At 56.2% G+C, this 23,393-nt stretch carries 15 protein-coding genes and 6 pseudogenes; 14 read left to right on the plus strand and 7 right to left on the minus strand.

Features of this window, described 5'->3' with window-relative positions; all coding sequences use genetic code 11:
* Both AXG89_RS28530 and AXG89_RS28535 read left to right on the plus strand, forming a co-directional pair.
* Positions 1-916 (plus strand): annotated as a pseudogene (locus AXG89_RS28530) (IS110 family transposase); the annotation flags it as partial.
* Positions 917-924: 8 nt separating this feature from the next.
* Positions 925-1,864, plus strand: a pseudogene (locus tag AXG89_RS28535) (IS110 family transposase).
* Positions 1,865-1,903: 39 nt separating this feature from the next.
* Here the strand turns inward: AXG89_RS28535 and AXG89_RS28540 are convergent.
* A complete protein-coding gene (locus AXG89_RS28540; RefSeq protein ID WP_062173550.1) occupies positions 1,904-3,172 on the minus strand; it encodes an IS256 family transposase in 1,269 nt (422 codons plus the stop codon).
* A gap of 825 nt (positions 3,173-3,997) precedes the next feature.
* Here AXG89_RS28540 and AXG89_RS28550 point away from each other — a divergent pair.
* The 4 genes from AXG89_RS28550 to AXG89_RS28565 all read left to right on the plus strand — a co-directional run bounded on the left by AXG89_RS28550 (position 3,998) and on the right by AXG89_RS28565 (position 6,871).
* A complete protein-coding gene (locus AXG89_RS28550) occupies positions 3,998-4,510 on the plus strand; it encodes a TetR/AcrR family transcriptional regulator (protein ID WP_062173547.1) in 513 nt (170 codons plus the stop codon).
* Positions 4,507-5,400, plus strand: a complete 894-nt coding sequence (locus AXG89_RS28555) for a haloalkane dehalogenase (protein WP_119024701.1) — start codon at positions 4,507-4,509, stop codon at positions 5,398-5,400. The genes AXG89_RS28550 and AXG89_RS28555 overlap by 4 nt, the downstream gene beginning before the upstream one ends.
* Before the next feature lie 299 nt (positions 5,401-5,699).
* Positions 5,700-6,452 (plus strand): alpha/beta fold hydrolase, encoded by a 753-nt coding sequence (locus tag AXG89_RS28560; RefSeq protein ID WP_062173543.1) that lies wholly within the window; start codon positions 5,700-5,702, stop codon positions 6,450-6,452.
* Positions 6,453-6,454: 2 nt separating this feature from the next.
* On the plus strand, positions 6,455-6,871 hold the full coding sequence (locus AXG89_RS28565) for a hypothetical protein (RefSeq protein ID WP_062173541.1): 417 nt from the start codon (positions 6,455-6,457) through the stop codon (positions 6,869-6,871).
* 453 nt (positions 6,872-7,324) lie between these two features.
* Here the strand turns inward: AXG89_RS28565 and AXG89_RS28570 are convergent, their stop codons facing one another.
* Both AXG89_RS28570 and prpF read right to left on the minus strand, forming a co-directional pair.
* Positions 7,325-8,050 carry an ABC transporter substrate-binding protein gene (locus AXG89_RS28570; protein ID WP_062174174.1) on the minus strand — a complete coding sequence of 242 codons (726 nt, stop codon included), beginning with the start codon at positions 8,048-8,050 and terminating at the stop codon, positions 7,325-7,327.
* A gap of 22 nt (positions 8,051-8,072) precedes the next feature.
* A complete protein-coding gene (prpF, locus tag AXG89_RS28575) occupies positions 8,073-9,239 on the minus strand; it encodes a 2-methylaconitate cis-trans isomerase PrpF (RefSeq protein WP_062174175.1) in 1,167 nt (388 codons plus the stop codon).
* Positions 9,240-9,411: 172 nt separating this feature from the next.
* Here prpF and AXG89_RS28580 point away from each other — a divergent pair, with 172 nt between their 5' ends.
* The 7 genes and pseudogenes from AXG89_RS28580 to AXG89_RS28610 all read left to right on the plus strand — a co-directional run.
* On the plus strand, positions 9,412-10,341 hold the full coding sequence (locus tag AXG89_RS28580) for a GntR family transcriptional regulator (protein ID WP_062173538.1): 930 nt from the start codon (positions 9,412-9,414) through the stop codon (positions 10,339-10,341).
* Positions 10,342-10,534: 193 nt separating this feature from the next.
* On the plus strand, positions 10,535-11,338 hold the full coding sequence (locus AXG89_RS28585) for an amidohydrolase family protein (protein ID WP_062173536.1): 804 nt from the start codon (positions 10,535-10,537) through the stop codon (positions 11,336-11,338).
* Positions 11,339-11,376: 38 nt separating this feature from the next.
* Positions 11,377-14,136, plus strand: a complete 2,760-nt coding sequence (gene acnA, locus AXG89_RS28590) for an aconitate hydratase AcnA (protein ID WP_062174177.1) — start codon at positions 11,377-11,379, stop codon at positions 14,134-14,136.
* Between the two features lie 63 nt (positions 14,137-14,199).
* Positions 14,200-15,423 carry a porin gene (locus AXG89_RS28595; RefSeq protein WP_062174178.1) on the plus strand — a complete coding sequence of 408 codons (1,224 nt, stop codon included), beginning with the start codon at positions 14,200-14,202 and terminating at the stop codon, positions 15,421-15,423.
* 65 nt (positions 15,424-15,488) lie between these two features.
* Positions 15,489-16,799: an MFS transporter gene (locus AXG89_RS28600; protein ID WP_062174099.1), complete on the plus strand. Its 1,311-nt coding sequence runs from the start codon at positions 15,489-15,491 to the stop codon at positions 16,797-16,799.
* 128 nt (positions 16,800-16,927) lie between these two features.
* Positions 16,928-18,247, plus strand: coding sequence for a 2-hydroxycarboxylate transporter family protein (locus tag AXG89_RS28605; protein ID WP_062174097.1), 1,320 nt, complete (start codon positions 16,928-16,930; stop codon positions 18,245-18,247).
* Between the two features lie 71 nt (positions 18,248-18,318).
* Positions 18,319-19,071: pseudogene (locus AXG89_RS28610) on the plus strand (transposase); the annotation flags it as partial.
* 7 nt (positions 19,072-19,078) lie between these two features.
* On the opposite strand, the pseudogene AXG89_RS28615 reads toward AXG89_RS28610, so the two are convergent.
* Positions 19,079-20,180 (minus strand): annotated as a pseudogene (locus AXG89_RS28615) (IS30 family transposase); the annotation flags it as partial.
* Positions 20,174-20,458, minus strand: a pseudogene (locus AXG89_RS43585) (ISL3 family transposase); the annotation flags it as partial. The pseudogenes AXG89_RS28615 and AXG89_RS43585, both read right to left, overlap by 7 nt.
* A gap of 630 nt (positions 20,459-21,088) precedes the next feature.
* On the opposite strand from AXG89_RS43585, the gene AXG89_RS28625 reads away from it, so the two are divergent.
* A complete protein-coding gene (locus tag AXG89_RS28625; RefSeq protein WP_062173532.1) occupies positions 21,089-21,712 on the plus strand; it encodes an isochorismatase family cysteine hydrolase in 624 nt (207 codons plus the stop codon).
* 215 nt (positions 21,713-21,927) lie between these two features.
* On the opposite strand, the gene AXG89_RS28630 is transcribed toward AXG89_RS28625, so the two are convergent.
* Both AXG89_RS28630 and AXG89_RS28635 read right to left on the minus strand, forming a co-directional pair.
* The gene (locus AXG89_RS28630) at positions 21,928-22,950 is read right to left on the minus strand and encodes an IS30 family transposase (RefSeq protein ID WP_062173530.1); all 1,023 of its coding nucleotides are present in this window, start codon (positions 22,948-22,950) and stop codon (positions 21,928-21,930) included.
* 47 nt (positions 22,951-22,997) lie between these two features.
* Positions 22,998-23,177: pseudogene (locus AXG89_RS28635) on the minus strand (IS66 family transposase); the annotation flags it as partial.
* Positions 23,178-23,393: the final 216 nt, after the last annotated feature.

Genomic DNA, 23,393 nt, shown 5'->3' on the forward strand with positions numbered 1-23,393 from the left:
ATGAACTATAGCGGCATTGACCTGCATTTGAATAACAGCGTGGTGAGCGTGATTGACGAATCGGACCGCGTGGGCGCCGAAAAGCGATTGCCGAAAGACCTGGCAAAGATTCTGGCGTTCCTAGCCCCGTGGCGAGCCGAGCTGGCAGGCGTCGTGGTCGAATCCACGTACAACTGGTACTGGCTTGTCGACGGCCTGCAGGCGGGCGGCTTCACGGTTCATCTGGCCAACACCACCGCGATCAAGAAATACGACGGGCTCAAGCACAGCGGTGACGAGACCGACGCGCGCTACCTGGCCCATCTGCTGCGCCTGGGCATCCTTCCTACCGGCACCATCCTGCCGGCGAAGCACCGTGAGCTGTGCGACATGGCTCGCAAGCGCATGCAACTAGTGCGCAGCCGCACCACCCATATCCTCGCCGTCGAGAACACAACGGCACGTCAGTTCGGCACGCGAATCACGAGCAATCAGGTCAAACAATTGGACGAGGACGCTGTCGACCAACTGCATCTGCCTAAGGACGTAGCGCTTGCGGTTCGCGCGAACGTCGCGGTCATCACAACGCTTTCCGCGCAGATCGCGATTGTGGAAAAGCGGCTTCAGGAAAAGGTAGCGCCACATGCGGACTTCGCACTCTGACCACAGTGCCCGGCATTGGCCAAACCCTTGCCACCGTGATCGTGCTGGAAACTGGGTCCATCCAACGTTTCGCCAGCGCCGGCAACTTCGCCTCCTACGCGCGGTGCGTGGACAGTCAGCGCATGAGCAACGGCAAGAAGAAGGGCGAAGGCAATACCAGGAACGGAAATTCATACCTAAGCTGGGCATTCATCGAGGCAGCCAACTTCTCGATGCACTTTAGCACGGAAGCCCGGCAGTCCACGAGCGTAAGAAAAGCAAGACCAATCCGGTAGCCATGGAGTGGATGAAGCCGGCAAAGCCGTATTGATCAAACCGCGCGTCTAACGCGATCAACTGCTCGCGCTGATCGCCCAGTTGCCGCCCTGTCTCATCGGCATGGAAGCATGCTCGGGTGCACATCACTGGGCGCGGATGTTTCAGCAGTACGGTCACACGGTGAAGCTGATGGCGCCGAAACTCGTGGCGCCGTACCGGATGTCGGGCAAGCGTGGCAAGAACGACGCAGCCGATGCCGCGGCAATCTGTAAGGCAGTGACGCGCCCCAACATGCGTTTCGTGCCACTTAAGGATGAACCAGCAGGCTACGCTCTGCCTGCATCGAACGCGTCAGGGTTTCGTCGAGGAACGGACCGCGATCTACAACCGGATACGTGGCCTGCTCTCAGAATTCGGCGTGGTGTTGTCACAGAGCCCGGAACGCCTCCGAAGAGAGCTCCCGACCTATCTGGACGCTTTGCCCGGCTGGGTCCGGCGCTGTATCAGTGATCTGCTCGAGCACGCCAGCAACATCAAAGCCCGGCTCGCCGAATACGATGGTGCAATCAGCGGAATCGCCCGAGACGATGAGCGCAGCCGACACCTTGTGCATCTCCGCGGCATTGGCCCGACCACCGCAAGCGCTTTGCTTGCGAGTCTCGGCGCCGGACACGATTTCAGAAATGGCCGCCTGGTGGCCGCCTGGTGGCCGCATGGATAGGTCTCACGCCAAGCCAGTACAGCAGCGGAGGGAAGGAACGGCTGGGCGGCATCACGAAGACGGGATGCGTACCTACGAAATCTGCTGATACTCGGAGCTCGCTCGGTGATGGCGAGTCTGGGCGACAAGCAGGACCGTTTCAGCCGCTAGGTGAGAAGTCTCGTCGAGCGTCGCGGCTACTGGCGGGCGGCTGTCGCCATCGCCGCGAAGAATGCGCGCATGGCGTGGGCGACTCTCAATTAGAGTTACTGTCAAATCTGGTGTTTGCGAGGCTCGGCATGATCAGGCGGCAAGCGGTTGCTGAGCCGGTGTGCTGTCGGTCACCGGTAGTCCGTCTTTGAAAGGAACGCCTTGGAGCAGTGAGGCGACTTTTTCGGGCGCACGAATGCGCCGCCACGATTTTTCCGCCGACTCGATCAGCTTGAATGCGAGGCCCAGGAAGGTCGCCCGCGAGACGCAATTGCGCGTGCGGGTTGTTCGATGCCGAACTGTGGCGAAGGTCGACTCAATGGGATTAGTCGTTCGCAAGTGCTGCCAGTGTTCGGCAGGAAAGTCATAGAAGGCAAGCAACTCATCACTGTCTTTTGTGAGTTTCTCCGTCGCCTTCGGATACTTGGCCGAATAAGCGTCAATGAAGCGGTTGAAGGCCGCGCGCGCTTCTTCGCGTGTGGCGGCTTGCCAGATCTCCTGCAGGCCAGCTTTGGCCCGACCATGCTGCGATTTGGGCAAAGCGTTGAGAATGTTTCCAGTCTTGTGAAACCAGCAACGCTGGTGCCGCGTTTTCGGAAACACTTCGGCCAATGCTGCCCACAGCCCCATTGCCCCATCGCCGGCCGCGAGCAGCGGACCGCTTTGTAGGCCTCGCGCTTTCAGATCCAGCAAGAGCTCGCACCAGGCGTCCTTCGACTCGCGGAACCCGTCGCCGATCGCGACGCGTTCTTTCGTTCCGTCCGGCTTCACGCCGATGATGACCAACAAGCACTGGCCATCCGAATCGTCGCTGCGCAACCCCGTGTGGATGCCATCGGCCCACCAATAGACCCAGCGGGCGTCTGACAGATCACGCTGATTCCACAGGATGTGCTCGTCGGCCCACTGAGCCTTTAGACGGCTGACCACGTTGGGCGAAAGACCGTTGGCCTCTTCGCCCAGCAGCACGCTCAGCGCTTCTCCCATGTCGCCGGTCGAGACGCCACGTAGATACAGCCAGGGCAACGCCGCTGACACGCGGGGTGACTTCCGAATGTAGGGCGGCACGATGTTCGAATTGAACTTCACGCCCGAGCCCGAGCGATCGCGAACTTTCGGCACCTTCACGGTGACCGGGCCGATTGCTGTGACGACCTCGCGCTCAGGCAGGTAGCCATTGCGAATCACAGTCCGTCTTCCATCAAGGGTCTTCACGTTGTCGTATCTTTCTAGCAATGCCGCCAATTCTGCCTCGATCGCTTGCTGGACAATCTGCCGCGCGCCCTGTTGAATCAAATCGTCAAGCCCACTGGGCCGTGCTTCCGATTTACCCGCGCTTGTTTCTTCTGTAAGCTTCTTCATTGGTGGTGGATCTCGGTTTGGCTGGTTGTTACTCTAGACAAGCAACATTCTCAGCTAAACCGCCACCGCCTTCAAATCCCTGCCTCACCCCGAACACCACTTTCGACCATAACTCTCTCAATTACGGCGAAGCCTTCAAATACGTATTGGCGACCACATGAACGAACACTACGCCCGATAGGCAAGCAGCCCGATGCATCAGAGCAACCACGAGGGAGTTGACGATTACTTTGCACTGCCAGCGGTGATGTGAAGCGGGTTGGACCCGCGCAAGGTGTGCCTGTCAGAAGAACGGGGATTACTATCCCGTCCAAAGAATGAGGTCCTTGCGCGCGTCTTTCATCAGGGTCCGGGCCAGCAGCCCAATATGACCGCTTGTAGTACAGCAGTCCTTCACCTCATGCAAGCCGAATGGCTTTGCAACATGTATGCACGCCGAGCTTCGATTTAGCTTGTGCTCAACGGGGATGCCCTTGTAGTTCTTCTGGGGGTGGCAAAGCCACCAGGGCGATAGGCAACCGACGTACGCCATTCGCTTGAGCCTGATGGGTGTCTGGCGCGATCCGTCGCAGCCATGAATCGAAGAAACGGGTGTGCTCGGCTACTGCATTCGGTCGTTTAATAAGAATCGGCTGCTCGCGCAGTCGAGGATTTTGTTTGCTCACTTGACACCAGGACCGCTGATGGGTGTCGACGATATCGCTTGTAGCAGAATGATCGTTCTGATAGTCTGACGGTATGCCTCGTTCACGCACACTCGCCAAAGACGCAATAGTCGCCGCCGCCATGGAGCATTTTTGGCACTATGGATTCGCTGGCGCTTCCATGGCGGATCTTGTGGACGCAACTGGCGCAAGTCGAGCAGCGATCTACAGCGAATTTGGCGGGAAAGATCAACTGTTTATCGCTTGCTTAGACGCGTACAGGGAGAAGATCGTTAATCCCGCCTTTGCGAGGGTTGAAGCTGAGGGAGCAATGCTAAACGCAGTTCGTACGTATTTCGAGGCGCAGATTTCACGCGGGGTAGCGAAAGGTTTGCCTGGGTCGGGATGTTTATTTGCAAACACGATGATTGAACTTGCGCCGCACGATCACCTAGCAATGGCGAAGGTTCGCGAACACAACGCCCGGCTTACCGCTGGCTTTTATCAGGTTCTGGCAAACGAAAACGCTGCTGAGGCACGACTTAGCAGCAGTGAAATCCACGCGCTCGCCGTGACCATGACGACTTCGACCCAAGGACTCTGGTCTCTCTCGCGAACGGTAGACGATGCAGCGGTATTGCATCGAATCGTTCATACACTTATCAGTTTGGTAACTGACAGGGTTAGTAAATGATGGATCAATTTCCGAAAGAAAAACGTTTCGCGACCATTCACGGAAAGCGAATGGCCTACATCGAGCATGGCGAGGGCGACCCCATCGTTTTCCTCCATGGTAATCCGACGTCGTCTTATTTGTGGCGCAATATCATGCCCTATCTTCAAGGGCGGGGAAAGTTGATCGCTCCCGATCTCATTGGCATGGGTGATTCGGATAAGCTAGAAGAGAGTGGCCCGGATCGTTACTCCTATGTCGAACACCGTCATTTTCTGTTCGCCTTACTTGAGTCGCTTAATGTAAGGGAGAAAGTAACGCTCATCTTGCACGACTGGGGTTCGGCGCTCGGATTTCATTGGGCGCACCAACACGCGTCGGCAATGAAAGGCATCGCATTTATGGAGGCTATTGTCGGACCATTTCCAACCTGGGACGACTTTCCAGAAAACGGAAGAACTCTTTTTCAACGTTTCAGATCTGACGCCGGCGACGACATGATTCTCAACGAGAACACGTTCATCGACGTGGTTCTCCGCAATTCGGTCCTGCGGGGGCTTACTGATGCAGAAATGACCGAGTATCGGCGGCCTTATCTGATGCCAGGCGAAGACCGTCGCACGATGTTGAGTTGGCCGCGGCAGCTACCGATTGAGGGGTCGCCTGCGGACGTTGTCTCTATTGTGAAAGAATACGGAACTTGGCTCGCGAGTTCAAAAGTGCCAAAGTTGTTCGTTAACGCCGAGCCGGGTGCCATGCTAACCGGTGCGTTGCGAGACTTCGTTCGAACGTGGCCATGTCTTTCCGAATTCACAGTCGCAGGTGTGCACTATGTTCAGGAAGACTCGCCGGACGAAATCGGAAATGGCATCGCGCATTGGCTTGATAAGATTGACACTAGCATTTCGTAGTCCATTCGCTTCCCACAGCGGTCATTGATAATTGGTGCGACATCGTAAATTATTTATCGGACCGCGATACTCTCAACCAGACGGTCGATTTTCTTGAAGAATTTACCGTGGGACGGTGGTCAGTTTCTCGTGGTTTGTCTGTCGAAGAACCATGCCCTCGTTAGTAATAAGCAATCTCGGACTGCCGATCGCTCAAAGAGAGTTGCGACCCTCGTGGCGCTGAACCTTTCAGTTTCAATGATTTTGAATGATCAAGGTTGAGTATTCCGCAGCGTGCTTATCCGAGGAAGGGGAGATCAATGCCTGCAGTGTTAATACATGGAGTACCCGACACGTTTCGGGTTTGGGGATCGGTACGAGCTTGCCTTTCGCGTAAAGACGTGTTTGCACTGTCACTCCCCGGTTTTGGTAGTCCACTTCCAAGAAACTTCTCAGCAACAAAAGAGGAGTACATTTCATGGATCGTTGGCCAACTGGAACGGTTCGTAGAACCTGTCGATCTCGTCGGACATGATTGGGGCTGTATGTTCGCAATGCGGATTGCATCGTTGCGACCTGATCTTATTCGATCGTGGGCAGCTGGCGGTGGACCTTTAAGCATCGGTTATGAATGGCATCCGCTTGCAAAAATTTGGCAAACGCCAGAAGAAGGTGAAGAGTGGATGAGGGCACAATGCGTTTCTGTTCTTCCCGATATCTTGGCGAAATCAGGGCTTTCAAGGGATAACGCTAAAGCAACGGTGAGCCACATCGATCACACGATGCAATCCTGCATTCTAAATCTTTACCGTTCCGCGAGACGTGTCGGCGAGGAGTGGCAGCCTGGTCTTGCAAATGTTACCGCGCCTGGCTTAGTGTTCTGGGGTGAGAGCGACTCCGCTTGTCCTGTCCGCTTTTCCGACGAGCTTGTAGCCAATACCGGGGCGCGTAGGATGCTAAAAGTGGATTCCGAGCACTGGACAATTTTAGAGAGAAGCGAGGAAGTGGCGCATGCGTTGGAAGATCACTGGGCTGCGGCTGCATCTACAGCAATTGATAATGGAGAGAAATGACTATGAATGGAATTGAACTTGATCCGAAAAGAGTGTTGGTTGCGGAGTCGCAAGTCCCAAGCGGCAAGCCCGTGACGATGATTAATCTCGTCCAGTTCAACGATCATGCGCAGTACGGCGACACTTTCGAAAAGCCGTGCTCTGGGATGGAAGCATACCTGCAACGATACGCGCCCATTTTTAATGAAGTAGCAGCATTGGAACAGATTGAAGGTATAGAGATAGTGTACCTAGGCAATGTTGCTTCGACGATCCTCGGAACCATTGATCCAATATGGGATGCCGTGGCGTTGGTACGCTATCCTACATTCAAAGCGTTCCGCAAGATAATCGAGAGTCCTCTATATCGGGAGAGAGCGGAAAAACATCGGAAAGCTGCGCTCAAAGCATGGGAATTCATCGCTACTTACCAGCCTTAAGCGAGACTCTTGATTGCTAATGCGTTTATACGCATCGCAACCCGTCGTCGACTCAACAAAGATTGCTTATAGCGACGCTCGCCCTCGATCGGCCTTGATGAGACAGGAGTATCTGCTATCAAACCCAATCTATTCTCCTAAGTAGACTGTTTAAATCATACGCTCTCCGGGCGACCAGCTTCCGCTAGCCAGGAAAGTTCAATAAGCTTAGCCCGTAAGCTCATAATTTCCTGATCATCTTGCTGTGCGTCTGAAGCCAGTGCCATCTCGGCGCTGAGAAAGAAAGAGGACCATGACCTCGGTGCGCTCGCCGCCAGTTCTAATAGCAAGCATTGAATGATCGTTGTTGCGTTATGGGGCAATGCATCGCCAAGTAATGAGTCTCGCACTTTAAAGAACTAATTCGGGTGACCGCCGGGGGGCGTTCGCGCGCTGCGGTGATCGCTCGCTCTATCAGTCAGCAACGGAAGCTTCGTTGATTTCATGCCTGCGCATAGCGGCGGTAACGAATCCATTTCGCTTCATCCGGCCAATGAAGCCGCCAAGCAACAACGCTGCTTGGGGGCCGCGTGACTTTGCAATCCCCATTGCTTGCCGAATGGTCATGAACTTTTCGTCGAGAAGACGCAATCCGCCCAGACGGTCGGCATCAGCTTTCAGTTGCTGCTTCACTCCTGCTGCAACGTCGAGCCCTTCACGAAGGAAAGTGTTCACGACTTCCGGGGACGTTGAACCACGAACGATTTCAGCCCGCTTGAGTTCTCGCGTCAGGAAAAGGTCATACGCGCTACCGGCGCCAACAGCCACGCGAATGCCGGGTTTATCGACGTCGGTCGTAGTCCGGATTAGTGAATCCGTACGGACGAGATAATTCCCTTCGATAAGAATGTAAGGTGCGGTGAATGAGATTTCTTCGCCCCGCTTCGTGTCGATGGCGAAGAATCCGACGTCGGCGTCACCAGCGGCGACGGCGGTGACGGCATCCCCCGCAGCATCGAAGCTCACGAGTTCCAAAGGAAGCGCCAGTGCGCTCGCCAGTTCGTTTGCCAAGTCGACAGAGATGCCTTTTGGCTTCCCCCCAGCGTCCTTTGTCGCGAGAATTGGATTTCCAAAGTTGATGGATATGCGCAGCACACCCGACGGCGCGAACGCTTCCCTTATTGCCAGTTCTGCAGCCATAACAGCCTTCGTCCGTCGTTAGTTACTGTTCGAGAACCGACGAAGGAACGAGCACTGAACCCTCCATCAGACGGCGTGCGCTTCGGCTCATGACGGCCTTTGTCACCGTCCAGATGCCACCCTTCTGTTCAGCCTCGGCACCGACGGCAAGGCTACCCGATGGGTGGCCGAATCGCACTGCGCCAGTCGATTCGGGAACCAAGCGATTGACAAGCGTACCTGGAATTGCGGCGGCAACAGCGATAGCTACTGCGCCCGTTCCCGTCATCGCATGGTGGAGCTTGCCCATTGAGAAGATCCGAGCATTGATATCGAGGGTTGCCGGGTCAATTTGCTTACCGCTCGAGGCTAAGTAGCCGGCCGGTTTCGCGACGAAAGCCAATTTCGGCGTATGCGGGCGCAACTGTGTTGCTTCGTCGGCGGACTTTGACAGCCCCATTTGGACGGCCGCATGCGCACGAATCGCTTCTACCCGTTTTAGCAGTTCGGTATTGCTATTGATGTCGCGCTGTAATTCGTTCCCTTTCAAGCCGAGCGTCGCAGCGTCAACGAAAACGGCTGGATTACCTGCATTAATCATCGTCAATTCAACTGGGCCAACCCCCGGGACGTCGAGCACGTCTACGGCATTCCCAGTAGGGAACATGCGGCTGCCGTCTTTTTCACCGTCACCGCTAGGGTCGAAAAACTCTATCTTGATTTCAGCCGCCGGGAAGGTCACACCATCAAGTTCGAAGTCGCCGTCTTCAACGACTTCGCCATTCTTCATTGGCACGTGAGCAATGATTTTTGCGCTGATGTTGGCCTGCCAGATTCGGACCGTCGCTATACCGTCGCGAGGGGCATCAACAAGCCCTTGCGAGATGGCGAATGGGCCAACAGCCGAGGTAAGGTTACCGCAGTTGCCGGACCAATCAATCATCGTCTTTTCAATGGCGACCTGTCCGAAGCGGTAATCGACATCGCAATCCGCGCGAGAAGACGGCTCGACGAGTACTACTTTACTCGTACTGGATGTTGCGCCACCCATGCCGTCAATTTGCTGACCATACGGGTCGGGACTACCGATTACGCGCATCAGTATTCGGTCTCGCACAGCTGCGTCTCTCGGTAGCCAGTCGTTGTGGAAAAAAACGCCTTTGCTCGTGCCGCCGCGCATGTACACGGCTTGAATCTTCGACTGCGCCAAGATTTTCTCCCTGGAAGTGAAGTCCCGAGACAAGTGGGATAGTGCGTTTATTTAACAACAAACGCAAGACGAGTGCAACGGTTTTGTTTTTCTAAGCCCAGCGCATTGGGCTTCCCGCCTGCATACGGGTATATTTGCAGGTATCGCTCAGTGCGTTCTACCCTTCAAGATCATGACAACTGATTTGACCAATAGTCAGCAGAAGGCGCTTCGCGAAATCGTCGCGCACGTGAGACGTGAGAGGTTGCCCGCCGGCACGCACCTACCCGAGTGGACGTTGGCCAAGCTTATTGGAACGTCCCGGTCGCCCATTCGGGTCGCGCTAAACCGCTTGGTCCAATCCGGCGTAATGCGCTACGACAAGAATCGCGGCTACTCAGTGCAAGCATCGTTTAGTGAACTTCCGACCGACGTCCTAGAACAGGTCAACTCAGTGGAGGATCCGCTATATCTCCGTCTGGCCGATGCGCACTTTCGGGGGGCTGTACCTAAGTCAGTGACGGAGGCGGACCTGACTCGTTTGCTCGAGGCGTCCCGGAGCGATATCCGTAAGGTACTGGTGCGAGCGCACAGCGAGGGCTGGGCTGAGAAGGAGGCGGGCTATGGCTGGCGCTTCTTGCCGATGATTGATTCGCTAGAAGCGTATGACGACATGTATGCTCTACGCCTGGCAATCGAGCCCGCGGGTATTCTTAATCCAAAATTCCGCCCCAATCTTGACATGCTGCATGAGCTCCGTCGCGAGCAGTTGGCCATCCTTGAAGGGGGGCACGAAGCGATGACCCCTACGGAGCGATTCGAATCCAATGCGCGTTTTCACGAGGCGATAGCCGCTTGGTCGGGCAACCGGTTTGCATTACAGACACTTCGTCGGCTCGACCAAATGCGCCGACTCGCTGAATATCGTCAGGCCCGACAGCAACTGCCGAGGCGCGCGCTCGCTCAAGAGCACATCGACATCCTTGATGCAATTGAAAGCGGCGACATGCTGGCAGCGGCCAGTTTAATGCGACAGCATGTGGACGCCGCGCGCCGCAAAAAGGCGGTCATGGAGGTTTTTGATCGTGCGGATACGCTGCAGCCGCTCGAGGTCGATGCCTAGCGGGTAAACGATAGTCGTTGACGCAGACGCCCATCCAGCCGCCTTAGGGCGGTTTTTTTTCGTCGATGCCAAATTCGATTTGCGTTTTTGCATTGACAAAGACACTTCAAAAAAATAATCTGATTGTGTTTGTGGGAGCAAATGAACAATTTCCAATTCAAATCTGAAATGCTGGGCGACTCACAGACTAAACATGTCATTGACCAAATCCATTGTTGACACCCACGCTCACGTGTTCCATAGGGGACTGATGTTTGTCCCGTCGCGCCGCTTCACGCCAAACTACGATGCCCGGCTCGATTCTTATCTGGCTCAACTCGACGCCAACGGAGTTGCGCTCGGCGTGCTAATCGCCGTCAGCGTTTTGGGCAACAATAACAACTACCTGCTGGATTGCCTGCGGTCGCATCCCGAACGCCTGCGCGGCGTGGTCTCAATTGACCCGAGCACCGACATTCGCAAGTTTGATGCGTTCGCTTCCGCTGGCGTTGTAGGAGTCCGCGTGAATCTAACCGGTGACTTCCCAGCACCGGATTTCAGGTCAGGAGCGTGGGCAGAGGCCGTCGCAGAGTGCATGAAACATGACTGGCATATCGAAATCAATGACCGGGCGGCCCGTTTGCATCAGTCGCTAACGCCGCTAATCAACGCGGGAGCGAAGGTCGTCGTCGACCATTTCGGCATGCCGGACCGACAGAAAGGCATCGATGACCCAGGGTTCGACCATTTGCTTCAGGTCGCCGACACCCGCCAGGTTTGGGTGAAGCTCTCGGGCGCCTATCGGACAAGCTTCGACATCGCACGAGATGCCGCGCCGCGGCTACTTGAAGCGTTTGGGCCAGAACGTCTGCTCTGGGCGAGCGACTGGCCTTTCACGCAGCATGAATCAACGCAGGACTATAGAACCCAGCGCGTGGCAATCAACGACTGGATTGCCGATTCGAGGGAACGTGAGGTGGTGCTTTCTGATACGCCGCGAAGCCTCTTCAAGTTCTGACCATATAGATCGCTACCCCTTACACTATAGAGAACATCATGGCCGACCAGCCCGCCGACACATTCAAGACCATTCGTTTCCTTAACACCCCCGACGGAAAACGGCACAGGTATTTTTCGCTCGCGGCGTTGGCTGAGTCGGGCTTCGACAATGTCGGCCGCCTGCCGGTCGTCATCCGGATTCTGCTTGAGTCCGTGCTGCGCAACTGCGACGGGACAAAGGTTCTCGAGTCGCATATAACGGACCTCGCTAGCTGGAAGCCGGACGCGCAGCGCGTGAACGAAATTCCTTTCGTTGTTGGCCGAGTGCTGTTGCAGGACTTTACCGGTATTCCCCTCTTGACTGACCTCGCGGCAATGAGAAGTCAGGCGAAGAAGCGTAACGCGGACCCAAAGGCGGTGGAACCGCTCGTTCCCGTCCATCTGGTCGTCGACCATTCGGTGCAAACCGAGTTCTCAAATGTTCCGAACGCAATACGCCAGAACATGGAAGTCGAGTTCGCACGCAACCGCGAGCGCTACGAACTGATGAAGTGGGGAATGCAGGCGTTTGACACGTTCAAGGTCGTGCCGCCGGGAATTGGGATTTGCCACCAAATCAATCTCGAATATCTCGCTCAAGGCGTCATTGAAAAGGATGGCGTAGTCTTCCCTGATACGCTGGTCGGCACTGACTCGCACACCACCATGATAAATGGCATTGGCGTGCTGGGCTGGGGCGTGGGCGGTATCGAAGCCGAAGCTGGGATGCTTGGCCAACCGGTCTACATGCTCATGCCGGACGTGGTCGGCGTAGAACTGAGTGGCTCGCTTTCGGCTGGCGTTACGGCGACCGATGCGGTCTTGCAGGTCACCGAGACGCTGCGCGCTGCGAAGGTGGTGGGCAAACTCGTCGAGTTCTTTGGCGAAGGAGCTGCCTCCCTGAGTGCAACGGACCGCGCAACGATTGCGAACATGGCGCCGGAATACGGCGCAACGAGTGGCTTCTTTCCCGTCGATGAAAACACATTGACGTACTACCGTCAAACTGGCCGCAGCGACGAGCAGATCACGCTGATTCGAGAATACTTCGACGCACAAGGTCTTTTCGGCGCACCGAAGGCCGGAGAGGTCAACTACTCGGCCGTCGTCAAAATCAGCCTGGGCGCTATCAAGCCAAGTGTCTCCGGGCCAAAGCGTCCACAGGACCGTGTCGACCTGTCGGCGTTGGGCCAACGATTCGATGAAGTCATGGTTCAAGACAGCAAGATTGGTGGCTACGGCAAGACTGCAGCCCAGTTAAATGAGCGTTATCCGGTATCCGCCAAGCCGGCGGGAGCGCCTGGGCCTGTTGAGCGATATGAGGTTGGGCATGGCGACGTGCTGGTCGCCGCGATCACGTCCTGCACGAACACATCTAACCCAGAGTTGCTGGTCGCAGCAGGCCTGGTCGCGAAGAAGGCCCTTGAGCGCGGTCTGAAGGCAAAGCCTTGGGTGAAGACGCTCTTCACTCCCGGTTCGCGGGTCGTGACTGCATACCTTCAGGACGCTGGCCTTACGCAACCGCTGGAGCAACTGGGGTTTGGCATCGCCGCTTACGGATGCGGCGCATGTGTTGGGAACATTGGACCACTCGACCCGGCGCTTGAAGAGGTGGTCGTGTCGAAGGACCTGGTCTGTAGCGCAGTGCTGTCGGGCAACCGGAATTTCGAAGCTCGCATTCACGGGAATCTTCGCGCCAATTTCCTTGCGAGCCCGCCGCTTGTCGTCGCATTCGCGTTGGCTGGAACGACGCGTATCGACGTTACATCTGAGGCACTGGGCATCGACGGTGATGGCAAGCCTGTCATGCTCGCCGATATCTGGCCGACGAACGAGGAAATCAAGGCGCTCAGCGTTTATGCAGCGAACCCCAAACACTACAAGGAGTTGTATTCGGACTTCACCGCTGGTCACGACCTCTGGAACAACATCGCGAGCGGTGACGGAGCAGTGTATAGCTGGCCCGAGTCGACCTACGCCGCTGAGCCTGACTTCTTCAGCGATGCCGACTCGAGCCCGAAGCCGATTGCTGGCGCACGGGCGCTCGCCATTTTAGGTAATTCCATCACCACGGACCATATCAGCCCGGCTGGTTCAATCTCCAAAAAGTCGCCAGCAGGCGAATGGTTGACGGCGCGCGGCGTCGCGCAGAAGGACTTCAACACATACGGCGCCCGACGCGGACACTTTGAGGTCATGGTGCGCGGCACATTCGCAAATGTGCGCTTGAAAAACTTGATGCTGCCGGCTAAGGAGGATGGCGCTGCCGACGAAGGCCCGTTCACCGTGCACCAACCTAGCGGGCAACGCACGACGATTTTCGATGCGTCTCGGCGATATCTCGAAGCAGGCACGCCCTCCATCGTCGTCGCGGGTGAAGAATACGGAACTGGCTCCAGCCGCGACTGGGCCGCCAAGGGCACTCGTTTGCTGGGTGTCAAGGCCGTAATCGCACGGAGTTTTGAACGTATCCACCGCAGCAACCTCGCTGGGCTGGGAGTGCTCCCGCTGCAGTTCATTGGTGACGACAGCGCACAATCGCTCGGACTGGACGGCACCGAGACTTTCGACATCATCGGTCTCGAAAGCGGCGTGCGACCGCTTCAGGAGGTCACCCTGGTTATCAGGCGCGCCGATGGTTCGCAACGGAACGCGACGTTGCTCGCACGAATTGATACGCAGATTGAGGCGACCTATTTCAGCAACGGAGGCATCTTGCCCTACGTCTTGTCGAGTCTGCTTAAAAAGCCTGCAACGGAAGTCGTAGAGACTGTCTGATGCAGAGGGCGGCGTCCGTCGCCCTTGTCCTGATAAACATAAAATATATTAGGAGACTTAAATATGCTGAAGAACATAATTCCCGGAATTTTTATTCTTCCGTGCCTGACCGCGCAGGCGCAGAGCAGTGTCACCCTGTACGGTATTGTCGACGTGGGCGTGAACTATCTGAGCAATGCGCAGACCGCGCGAACAAAAACCGGCTTGAACGGGGGCAGCCAGTGGTCGGTCATGGACGGTGGGACGGGCGGCCTGCAAGGTAGTCGCTGGGGGCTCAAAGGTTCGGAGGACCTGGGCGGCGGATTCAAGACCATTTTTGTTCTTGAGAATGGCTTCAACATGAACAATGGCACGTTTGGGCAGGGCGGTGCTGAGTTCGGACGTCAGGCGTGGGTGGGTTTGACCAGCAACTATGGCAGGGTCACGCTGGGGCGCCAATATGACGAGGTGGTCGACTTCTATGCACCGCTTCTGGCAGCTCCACAGTGGGGCGGTTATATGGCTGAGCATCCAAGTGACCTCGACAACGCTTCCAATACGCGCCGGATCAACAATTCAATAAAGTACACGTCGCCCACGATGTCCAGCCTTACGTTCGCAGGTCTTTATAGCCTGGGGGGCGTAGCAGGTTCCTTCGGGACGAATCGAATCTGGTCGGTGGGCGGGGGTTACGCATCGGGCCCATTCACGGTCGGCGCAGGCTACCTTAACGCACATAACCCGAACACTTCGTTCTATGGGTCGAATCCGAATGGCGGTCCTGCGACCACGAACAACCTCGGGGGTCTTGGGTCTGCTACATCGGCAGAAAGCAATCCGGTTTATGCAGGCTTTGCTTCAGCAAAAACGCTTCAGATTGCGGCCGTCGCAGCTGCCTACACGTTCGGCCCGGCAACCTTAGGGCTGGGCTACTCCAATACCCGTTTCCAAGACTTGGGCTCACCCTCCGGTCCCAATCCGCTGGGCTATAGCGGAAAAGCCGTTTTCCACAATGCCGAGGTGAACGCCAAGTGGCAGGTGAGTCCGGCGTTCCTGCTCGGGGCCGCGTTCGACTACACCAAAGGTAGTGGGGCGAATGGTCAGAGCGGGCAAAAATACGAGCTAACCAGCATCGGCGCGGACTACTTCCTCTCGAAGCGAACTGATGTGTACACCGTCGCGGTCTACGAACACGCGAGCGGCACTGATTCTCTGAACCAGCCGGCGGTCGCAACTATAACCGGCATGACCCCGTCCGCAACCAGCAAACAGGTCGCGGTTCGGGTCGGCATTCGCCATAAGTTTTGATGTGTAGTCGCATCCTCGCGGGGATGCGTTTCAGTATCCAATATGTATTGGGCAAGAGACAACTCATGATTTCAGCATCGCAGGCAGACACGATTCCGACGCCGTCAGCGAACGAGGAAATGCTTCAGCAGCGTGCGGTATCGAAGACCGCCTGGCGGTTGCTTCCTGTCCTGACGCTCGCCTTCATTTTTAATTACATCGATCGGACCAGCGTGGGCTTCGCCGCGCTGACGATGAATGCAGACCTGGGCCTTTCCGCGACTGAATTTGGCTGGGGCGCCGGTATTCTGTTCGCAGGCTATTGTGTGCTCGAAGTGCCGAGCAACCTTATGCTCTATCGCTTCGGCGCCAGACGGTGGCTGGCGCGCATTATGATTACTTGGGGGCTTGCAGCCGCAGCGACTGCCTTGGCGGTAGGTCCGAAGAGTTTCTATTTCGCCCGGTTCGTATTGGGTGTCGCTGAAGCCGGCTTCTTTCCCGGCGTCACTTTCTATCTCGCCTGCTGGTTCCCAGCGAAATATCGCACCCGCATGCTTGCATGGTTCATGGTGGGCGTTCCTATTTCGTCTGTCATCAGCGGTCCGTTGTCCGGCCTGCTCTTGAACATGAACGGTACGCTCGGTCTCGCGGGTTGGCAGTGGATGTTCATTATGCAGGGATTGCCCGCGACTGTCATCGGCGTCGTGGTCTTGTTGATGCTCCGCGATAACCCGACCCAGGCAACCTGGCTGTCAAATGACGAGCGCTACGCGCTCATCGGTATGCTGGCTTCCGAGCGTCGTGAGAAAGAGCACAAGCATTTTGGCGCTGCATTGAAAGACCCACGTGTGCTGATTCTTACCGCCATTCAGTTCGGTTTCGTGATGGGCTCGTATGGCATCGGCATCTGGTTGCCGACCATTCTGAAGTCACACGGACTCACCGTATCCGCAATCAGTCTCGTCTCGTCAGTTCCCTACATCTTCGCAACACTGGCGATGTTGACATGGGCAAGACGCGTCGACCGAAGCGGGAAAAAGATTCTAAACCTCTTGCTGACATGCGTGCTCGGGGCAGCAGGGATGATCTGTGCAGCGTTGCTCCATACATTCTGGCCCGCGCTTGTCGGGATCACGGTGGCCGTGATTGGCGTGACGACAGCGCGCGCAGTGTTCTGGAGCATTCCTACCCGCTTCCTCACAGGCGCGGCAGCTGCGGGCGGTTTCGCGTTCATCAATTCCGTCGGCACGTTCGGTGGCTTCGCGGGACCGTTCATGATGGGATGGTTGAAGGACCTGACCGGCTCTTTCTCGGCGGGCATCCTTGGCATGGCCGCGATGCTGCTTATCTCGACCCTTCTCACTGGCTCGCTGATGTACTTCGTCAAGGACGAATGAATCTAGGCGGGTTGTCATCCAGCCCAGCCTTCTCACCAAACCGATAACGATGTAAAGGACACGCCGTGCCCACGAATGCTGAGATTGCGCCCGAGGCTGACGCCAAACAACTGTCGTCGAGCTCTGAGATGCCTGTGCTGAAGGAACGGGTTCCATTCTGGCCCAATGGATGGTGGACCATTCTAGAAATACGTGTCGGCATTATCCCGTTGCCGGTTTATGTGTTGCTGGTTGGTCTCATTGCGGGCTTCGCCCTGACCGGGAAAGTGCCGGGCGAGATTTCCATGGCGCTGGCCATCCTCGTGGTGGCCGGCTTCACCTGTGCGGAAATCGGCAAGCGCTTGCCCGTAATCCGGAAGATAGGGGGCGCGGCTATTTTGGCAACCTTCCTGCCATCATATTTGGCCTATCATCATTTCCTGCCCGCGCGCGTTCTTGACGTCGTTGTCAGCTTCACTAAGGTCAGCAATTTTTTGTATTTGTTCATCGCGTCCATCATAGTAGGCAGCATATTTAGCATGGACCGTACCGTGCTTGTTCGTGGGTTCACAAAGATTTTTATCCCGCTTGCAGCTGGGACAGTGGTGGCGGGGATCGTCGGTACGACAACGGGTTGGTTGCTCGGACTTGGCTTTGAGCACACGTTGCTCTTCGTCGTTATTCCAATCATGGCCGGGGGTGTCGGGGAAGGCGCAATTCCACTATCAGTGGGCTATTCCGAAATTATGCATTTGCCCCAAGGGCCGCTTTTTGCCCAAGTGCTTCCGACCGTCATGATTGGCAGCCTGACGGCCATCCTGTTTGCGGGGGCACTTAGCTTTATCGGAGAAAAGTTGCCTCATCTCACGGGTAAAGGCGTTTTACAGCGAGTGCCGGACGACCTGCCCGCCAGCGCGCCTGAAGAAACCCCTGTTATACCTGATGTTGCGACGGTCGCCGCTGGTGCGATTACGGCAATTTCGCTTTACCTCGTTGGGCTCTTGTGTCACCGTTTCTTCGGTCTCCCGGCGCCGGTGTCCATGCTTTTCGTCGCGGTTCTTATCAAACTATCTCATGCCGTGTCGCCGCAGCTTCAAAGTGGGGCGCGCATTGTCTACCAGTTCTTCTCGGTTGCGGTTACGTACCCGTTGCTGTTCGCCATCGGGACGGCTTTGACGCCCTGGAACGACCTCGTCGGCGCGATAAGCATGGCCAACGTCGCGACAATCGTCATTACGGTGTTTTCGCTAATGGCGACAGGCTTCGTTGTCGCGCGTTGGGTAAACATCTATCCAATTGAAGCTGCTATCGTAAATGCGTGTCACAGCGGACAAGGTGGTACAGGCGACGTGGCGATTCTGTCTGCATGCGACCGTATGAGTCTGATGCCTTTTGCCCAGATTGCAACCCGTATCGGGGGCGCAATAACTGTCACCATAACCCTCTTGATTCTGTCTCGACTCTTCTAAGTTGGCCAGGTTGAGGTCGGCTGAAAAAGATGGACGCCAACATCCCGTAGAATTGTGGAATGGAGGCGTCGATGAACCGAATCCCGAAGGCTGTGTACACGAAGGAATTTCGTGAAGAAGCAGTGAAGCTGGCAATGACTGACGGCGTCGGCGTGTCTGAAGCCGCGCGTCGACTGTCAATATCGATGAAGACGTTGGTGAACTGGGTACGTGCTGCGAAGGCGGCAAGCTGGAGAAGGTTGGACAGTACCAGAAGCCCCTGACGGAGATCGAGGCGGAGCTGAGTCCGGTCAAGCGGGAATTGGCCGAAGTGAGGACGGAGCGCGATTTATTGCAAAAATTCGCGACGTACTTTACGAGGGAGTCGCGGTGAAGTACGGCGTGATTGAACAGATGCAACAGCAGTATCCAGTGCCGCCGATGTGCCGGTTTATGGGCGTTTCCACCAGTGGCTACTACGCCTGGCGCAAACGGCCGCTGTCGTTGCACGCTCGGCAAGAGCCTCGGCTCGAAGCGCAGGTGCGTGCAGCTCACGAGCGTAGGCGAGAAACTTTTGGCCCGGAACGGCTACAGCGAACCTGCTGAATCAGGACTTCAAGGTGAGCGGGCCGAATCAGGCCTGGCGTGGCGACATCACATATATAGCGACCGATGAGGGATGGCTGTATCTGGCCGGCCTCAAAGATCTGTTTAGCGGAGAGGTAGTCGGCTACTCGATGAGCGAGCGCATGACAAAACAGCCGGTAATGCAGGCACTGTTTCGTGCTGTCGCGTCGCACCGACCACCGGCCGGTCTGATACAACACACGGACTGCGGCAGTCAGGGCGGATTCAACCGGTCGTCGCAACAACTAGAATATTGAACGGATTTTAGGTATGCGTCTAGGGTTTCCGCAGGCGTCTTCCAGCCGAGCGTTTTCCGGGGCCTGGCGTTCAACGTGTTAGCAACTGCTTGGAGCTCTTGAACACCTCATCGAGACAGGTCCGTGCCCTTTGGAAAGTATTATCGCAGAAGGCCATTGGTGTTTTCGTTGGTACCACGCTGCCATGGGCTGAGCGGGTCAGCGAAGAACACTTTCACGCCGGACTCTATCGTGAAGCGGGCATGATCGGACAGATCCTTGCCACGATCCCAAGTCAATGATCGCCACAACTGACCAGGCAAGTCAGCCACGGTCTTCTTGAGCGTGTTAGCCATCGTGACAGATCCATAGCCGGCAAGCGCAGGCCCATTCTTCGTACGTGGAAGTGCCCATAACCTTTCTCGCGAGGTAAGTGCACGAGCATCGTAAAGCGGCTTGATCTTTCGACCAAAGTCCCGATGGCTGATCGGTTTAAGCCGATAATTAGATCGCCTTCCCAATGACCCGGCACAGCACGATCTTGCACCTCTGCAGGCCGGCTGGAAATCATCACCCCCTCGCTGACGTGCGCCCACGCCTTAGCGCGCGCTCTCGCTCGAGGAACGCGCAACGCACGCCCGGTGCGAAGACACCCAGCAGCTCGCGTTCGAGTGCGCCGCGCCCTTGAATAAGAGGGCTTGATAAATGGCTTCGTGAGAGATGTGCATAGATTCATCGTCCGGGAAATCGGCCTTCAGTCGATTGGGATTTGCTCAGGTGACCAGCCGTGGACCCACGTTCGGTCACCGCGATGTGGTTTATTGCGCCGCTTGAACCCTGCCTGCCTGGCCCCGCAATCTCACGACCCTCCACGTAATGTACCTTGCCCTCCAACCGCTCCCGTACGTATTGGCGCAGCCGTGCATTACTCGCCAGCTTCGCGGCTTTGGTCGTTTGGCAAACCGTTCGGCCTTCCACTGCGCGACCGAAGCACGATACTCGAGATACCCACCACGTGTCGCCGCATTGCGGATGAGCTCTCGTGAAACGGCTGAAGGACTGCGTTCGATGCGGCGGGCTATCTCGCGTACACTGGCTCAACCAAACGCACTGAACCATCGGGCAGGCGCACCCTGGGCTCCCGCACTTCGAGGAAGCACTCGTGCTGGAAGAAATTGAGATGCCGCAGGCGCTTGATTTGCGTGTCGTGCACGGGATGCTCGCCGGCAACTCCGGCATAGCCAAATCGGCTGCCTGCAACGAAGTCAACGGCGATGTTGGGCTGCCGCTGAGCAGCATCGAAGTCAACACTTCGGACATACCAAGGAGCCGTGATACCGAAGGCGGATTCGAACAATTGATTCGTCATAGCAGATTGGCTTTACATGGCTGATTCCCGCATTCTGCCGCACTCACCCATAACTCATCTTACTGGGTGACCGCGCCTCAAGGGGTCGCTGCGCCGGGCTCACGCCCGCCCTTGACCCGCCAAACCACCCACTGAGAATTCAAAAGAGGCAAATTTCCAATGCTTGGCTGGCAGTCCGAGCACCCGCATCAATCTGGGTTTCCTCAGCTCGCCGAGTTTGCGCTATACTATACAAGTATATACACGTATATGCCAGAGGCATTAGCAATGGGCCGGACCACACAACGCGTAGTTTACCTGCTAAGTGTCCGTGGGCCGCGACGCACTGTTTTTGCATCTTCGGCAATTTGGCCGCTGTTGCGAAGCGGTAGCGTGAGCTTCGTAGGACGGCGCACGCGTGACCGCAGACGTGCCGACATCAGTGCGGTTTCTTAGATGGTGTGGGGGCAGTTCGTCGCAATATGTACTCGGACCGTGGAAGAGCTGATGCGCACTCAGGCCCACACGCGCTTCAGCTAACACGCTCGATATTTGGATCAGCAATTCTGATGCTGGAAGTCCCGCCATCTCGAGCCCAAAAAATGCATTGCTGTCTGCCGGGGAAAACCATCCTCGGCTAAAGGACCTGTCATGAACATCCCAAGTTATTCAACCGAAACAACGGCCCTGGTATTGGTAGATGTATTGAACGACTTTCTGGCTGAAGATGGAAAGCTCCACGGCATGATCGGTCCTATGCTCGATCAGACTAATTTGATAGAGCATCTCAAGCGACTCCTGGAAGGAGCGCGTGCCGCTGGTCTAAAGATCTTTTTCTCGCCACACGGTGTTGACGAGCATAGCTTTGACGACGTTCACCATGTGCATCCGCGTTTTCAGTTTGGCCTGGAAAACAAGGTTTTCTGGAAGGGTAGCCGTGGAGCTAACTTCTTTGAACCCCTACGCCCACAGAATGGTGAAATAATCATTAGTCAGCATCGTATGTTTGATTCGTTCGTTGGTACGGATCTGGAAAAGCAGTTGCGTAACCATGGTATCGAGAAGGTCGTCATCGCGGGGTTGACATCGCAAACCTGCGTCGAAGGAACCGGTCGCCATGCTCTTGAAACCGGCTTCCACGTCACCTTTCTGAAGGATGCGGTAGCCGACTTCACCGAACTGGCGCATCGAGCTGCTCTCGACGTTTCGTATCCGACTTTCGGCCACGAAGTGCTCACGATCGAAGAGTTTCTGAACGCTGTGACCGCCGCTTAGCCGGCGCGGCTATCTGAATTTGAGTGTGTGACAAAGTTTAGACCACGACTGAGGTGGAAATCGGTGTTCTCGCAAGTGCTAGGCGAATGGTTGGTAGCGCTGTAGCCGACAAGTTGCACGTTTTGGAATTAGGCCGGTTGCATGAACCGACGGCACGCTGTGTTGCTGGCGCAGCCGGAAGGTGGGCGGTCTCAAGTCGAAGTGCAACAGCTAGGTTAATGTTTAGATGACGTTGCTAGATCCGCTGCTTGTAGCGTCGCGGCGAATACCTCGAAGGGAGAATGAAACGCATGGGTGGCACGAGGTCGCTTGTTCAAGCTGTCGGCAATGATGTCGAGGTCTGCCTGACTATGCACGGAAAGATCGGTGCCTTTGGGTAAATACTCGCGCAACAGGCCATTGGTATTTTCACAAGTTCCGCGCTGCCACGGGCTATGTGGATTGCAAAAATAGACGTTCACGCCAGTTTGAGCGGCAAGTTCTTGATGTCGTGAGAGTTCACGCCCTTGGTCGTAAGTGAAGCTTTGACGCAAGTGTTCGGGAATCGAGTTGAGCTTGGCCGAGAAGCCGGCCAGTGCAGATTCGGCTGTGGCATCGTGCATCTTGGCCAGCAGTACCAGACGGCTTGTTCTCTCCACCAACACGCCAACTGAGGAGCGATTGCCTTCGCCTTTGATGAAGTCGCCCTCCCAGTGCCCGGGCATCACGCGATCCTCGATTTCAGGTGGGTGCACGTGAATGCTGACCATATTGGGAATTTGCCAGCGGCGATCATTACCCCGCGTGCGCGACATACGGGCGCGATGAGCACGACGCAAACAAGCAATGAGTTGGCGCCGTAATTCTCCGCCTGGGTGAGCGTAGATGGTCGTGTAAATCGTTTCGTGCGAGATCTGCAAAGTAGGATCGGTCGGAAACATACGCTTGAGAATTCCAGAGATTTGCTGAGGTGACCAACGCCACTCGAGCAGCGTGAGGACGACCCTCCAGCAGGCGCTGTGAGGCCCAAGTTTGGGCGCGGTGACCGTGTCGGTTCGTCGGGCCGAACTGAGCGCGTGCGCCGCCGCTGGGACATAACCGAGCACAGAGCTATTGCGCCTCAGTTCACGGCTGACGGTAGAGGCCGAGCGTCCGAGTATCCGGGCCATGGCCCGGATACTCGAGCCCCGTTGACGCAGGCTCGCGATCTCTAGACGTTCCTCGGCTTGCAACTGCTCATACTGATTCGCTTTGTGCATTACAACACCTTATACGCTTTGGTGTTGCGCTTCAGTTTTGAGCCCGCCGTGTAATCGACGCGCGTCTCGCTTTCGGGCAGATCTCCCTTTGCGGGTGTTTCGACCTGGTAGAGCGCCTTGAAGTATTCGAGTGCATGTGCGGCCCGCCCGCCTGGTTTCTTCATGCCCTTGAAGGCATCAACAAAGGCGCGTCGCGCGTGGGCGAGGCAGCCGAAGTGGGTCGGACCTCGACACTAGAGACGATAACATCCGCGAGGCTCGAGACATCCTTGACGCTTCCTATAAACTTTTCGCCATCGTGAGGGGAGAGCTTGATGATACTGTCGCGATGAGCGTATCTGAGCGTGGCAAACCACAATTAGCGGGAATTTGGCAAAAAGACTGCTGTGTGGATTTACCGACCCCGGCAGTGTTCATCGCCAAGCTAACAAGAATGAAAAGCA

Origin of the sequence: Burkholderia sp. PAMC 26561 (assembly GCF_001557535.2) — a bacterium.
Taxonomy (GTDB): Bacteria; Pseudomonadota; Gammaproteobacteria; order Burkholderiales; family Burkholderiaceae; genus Caballeronia.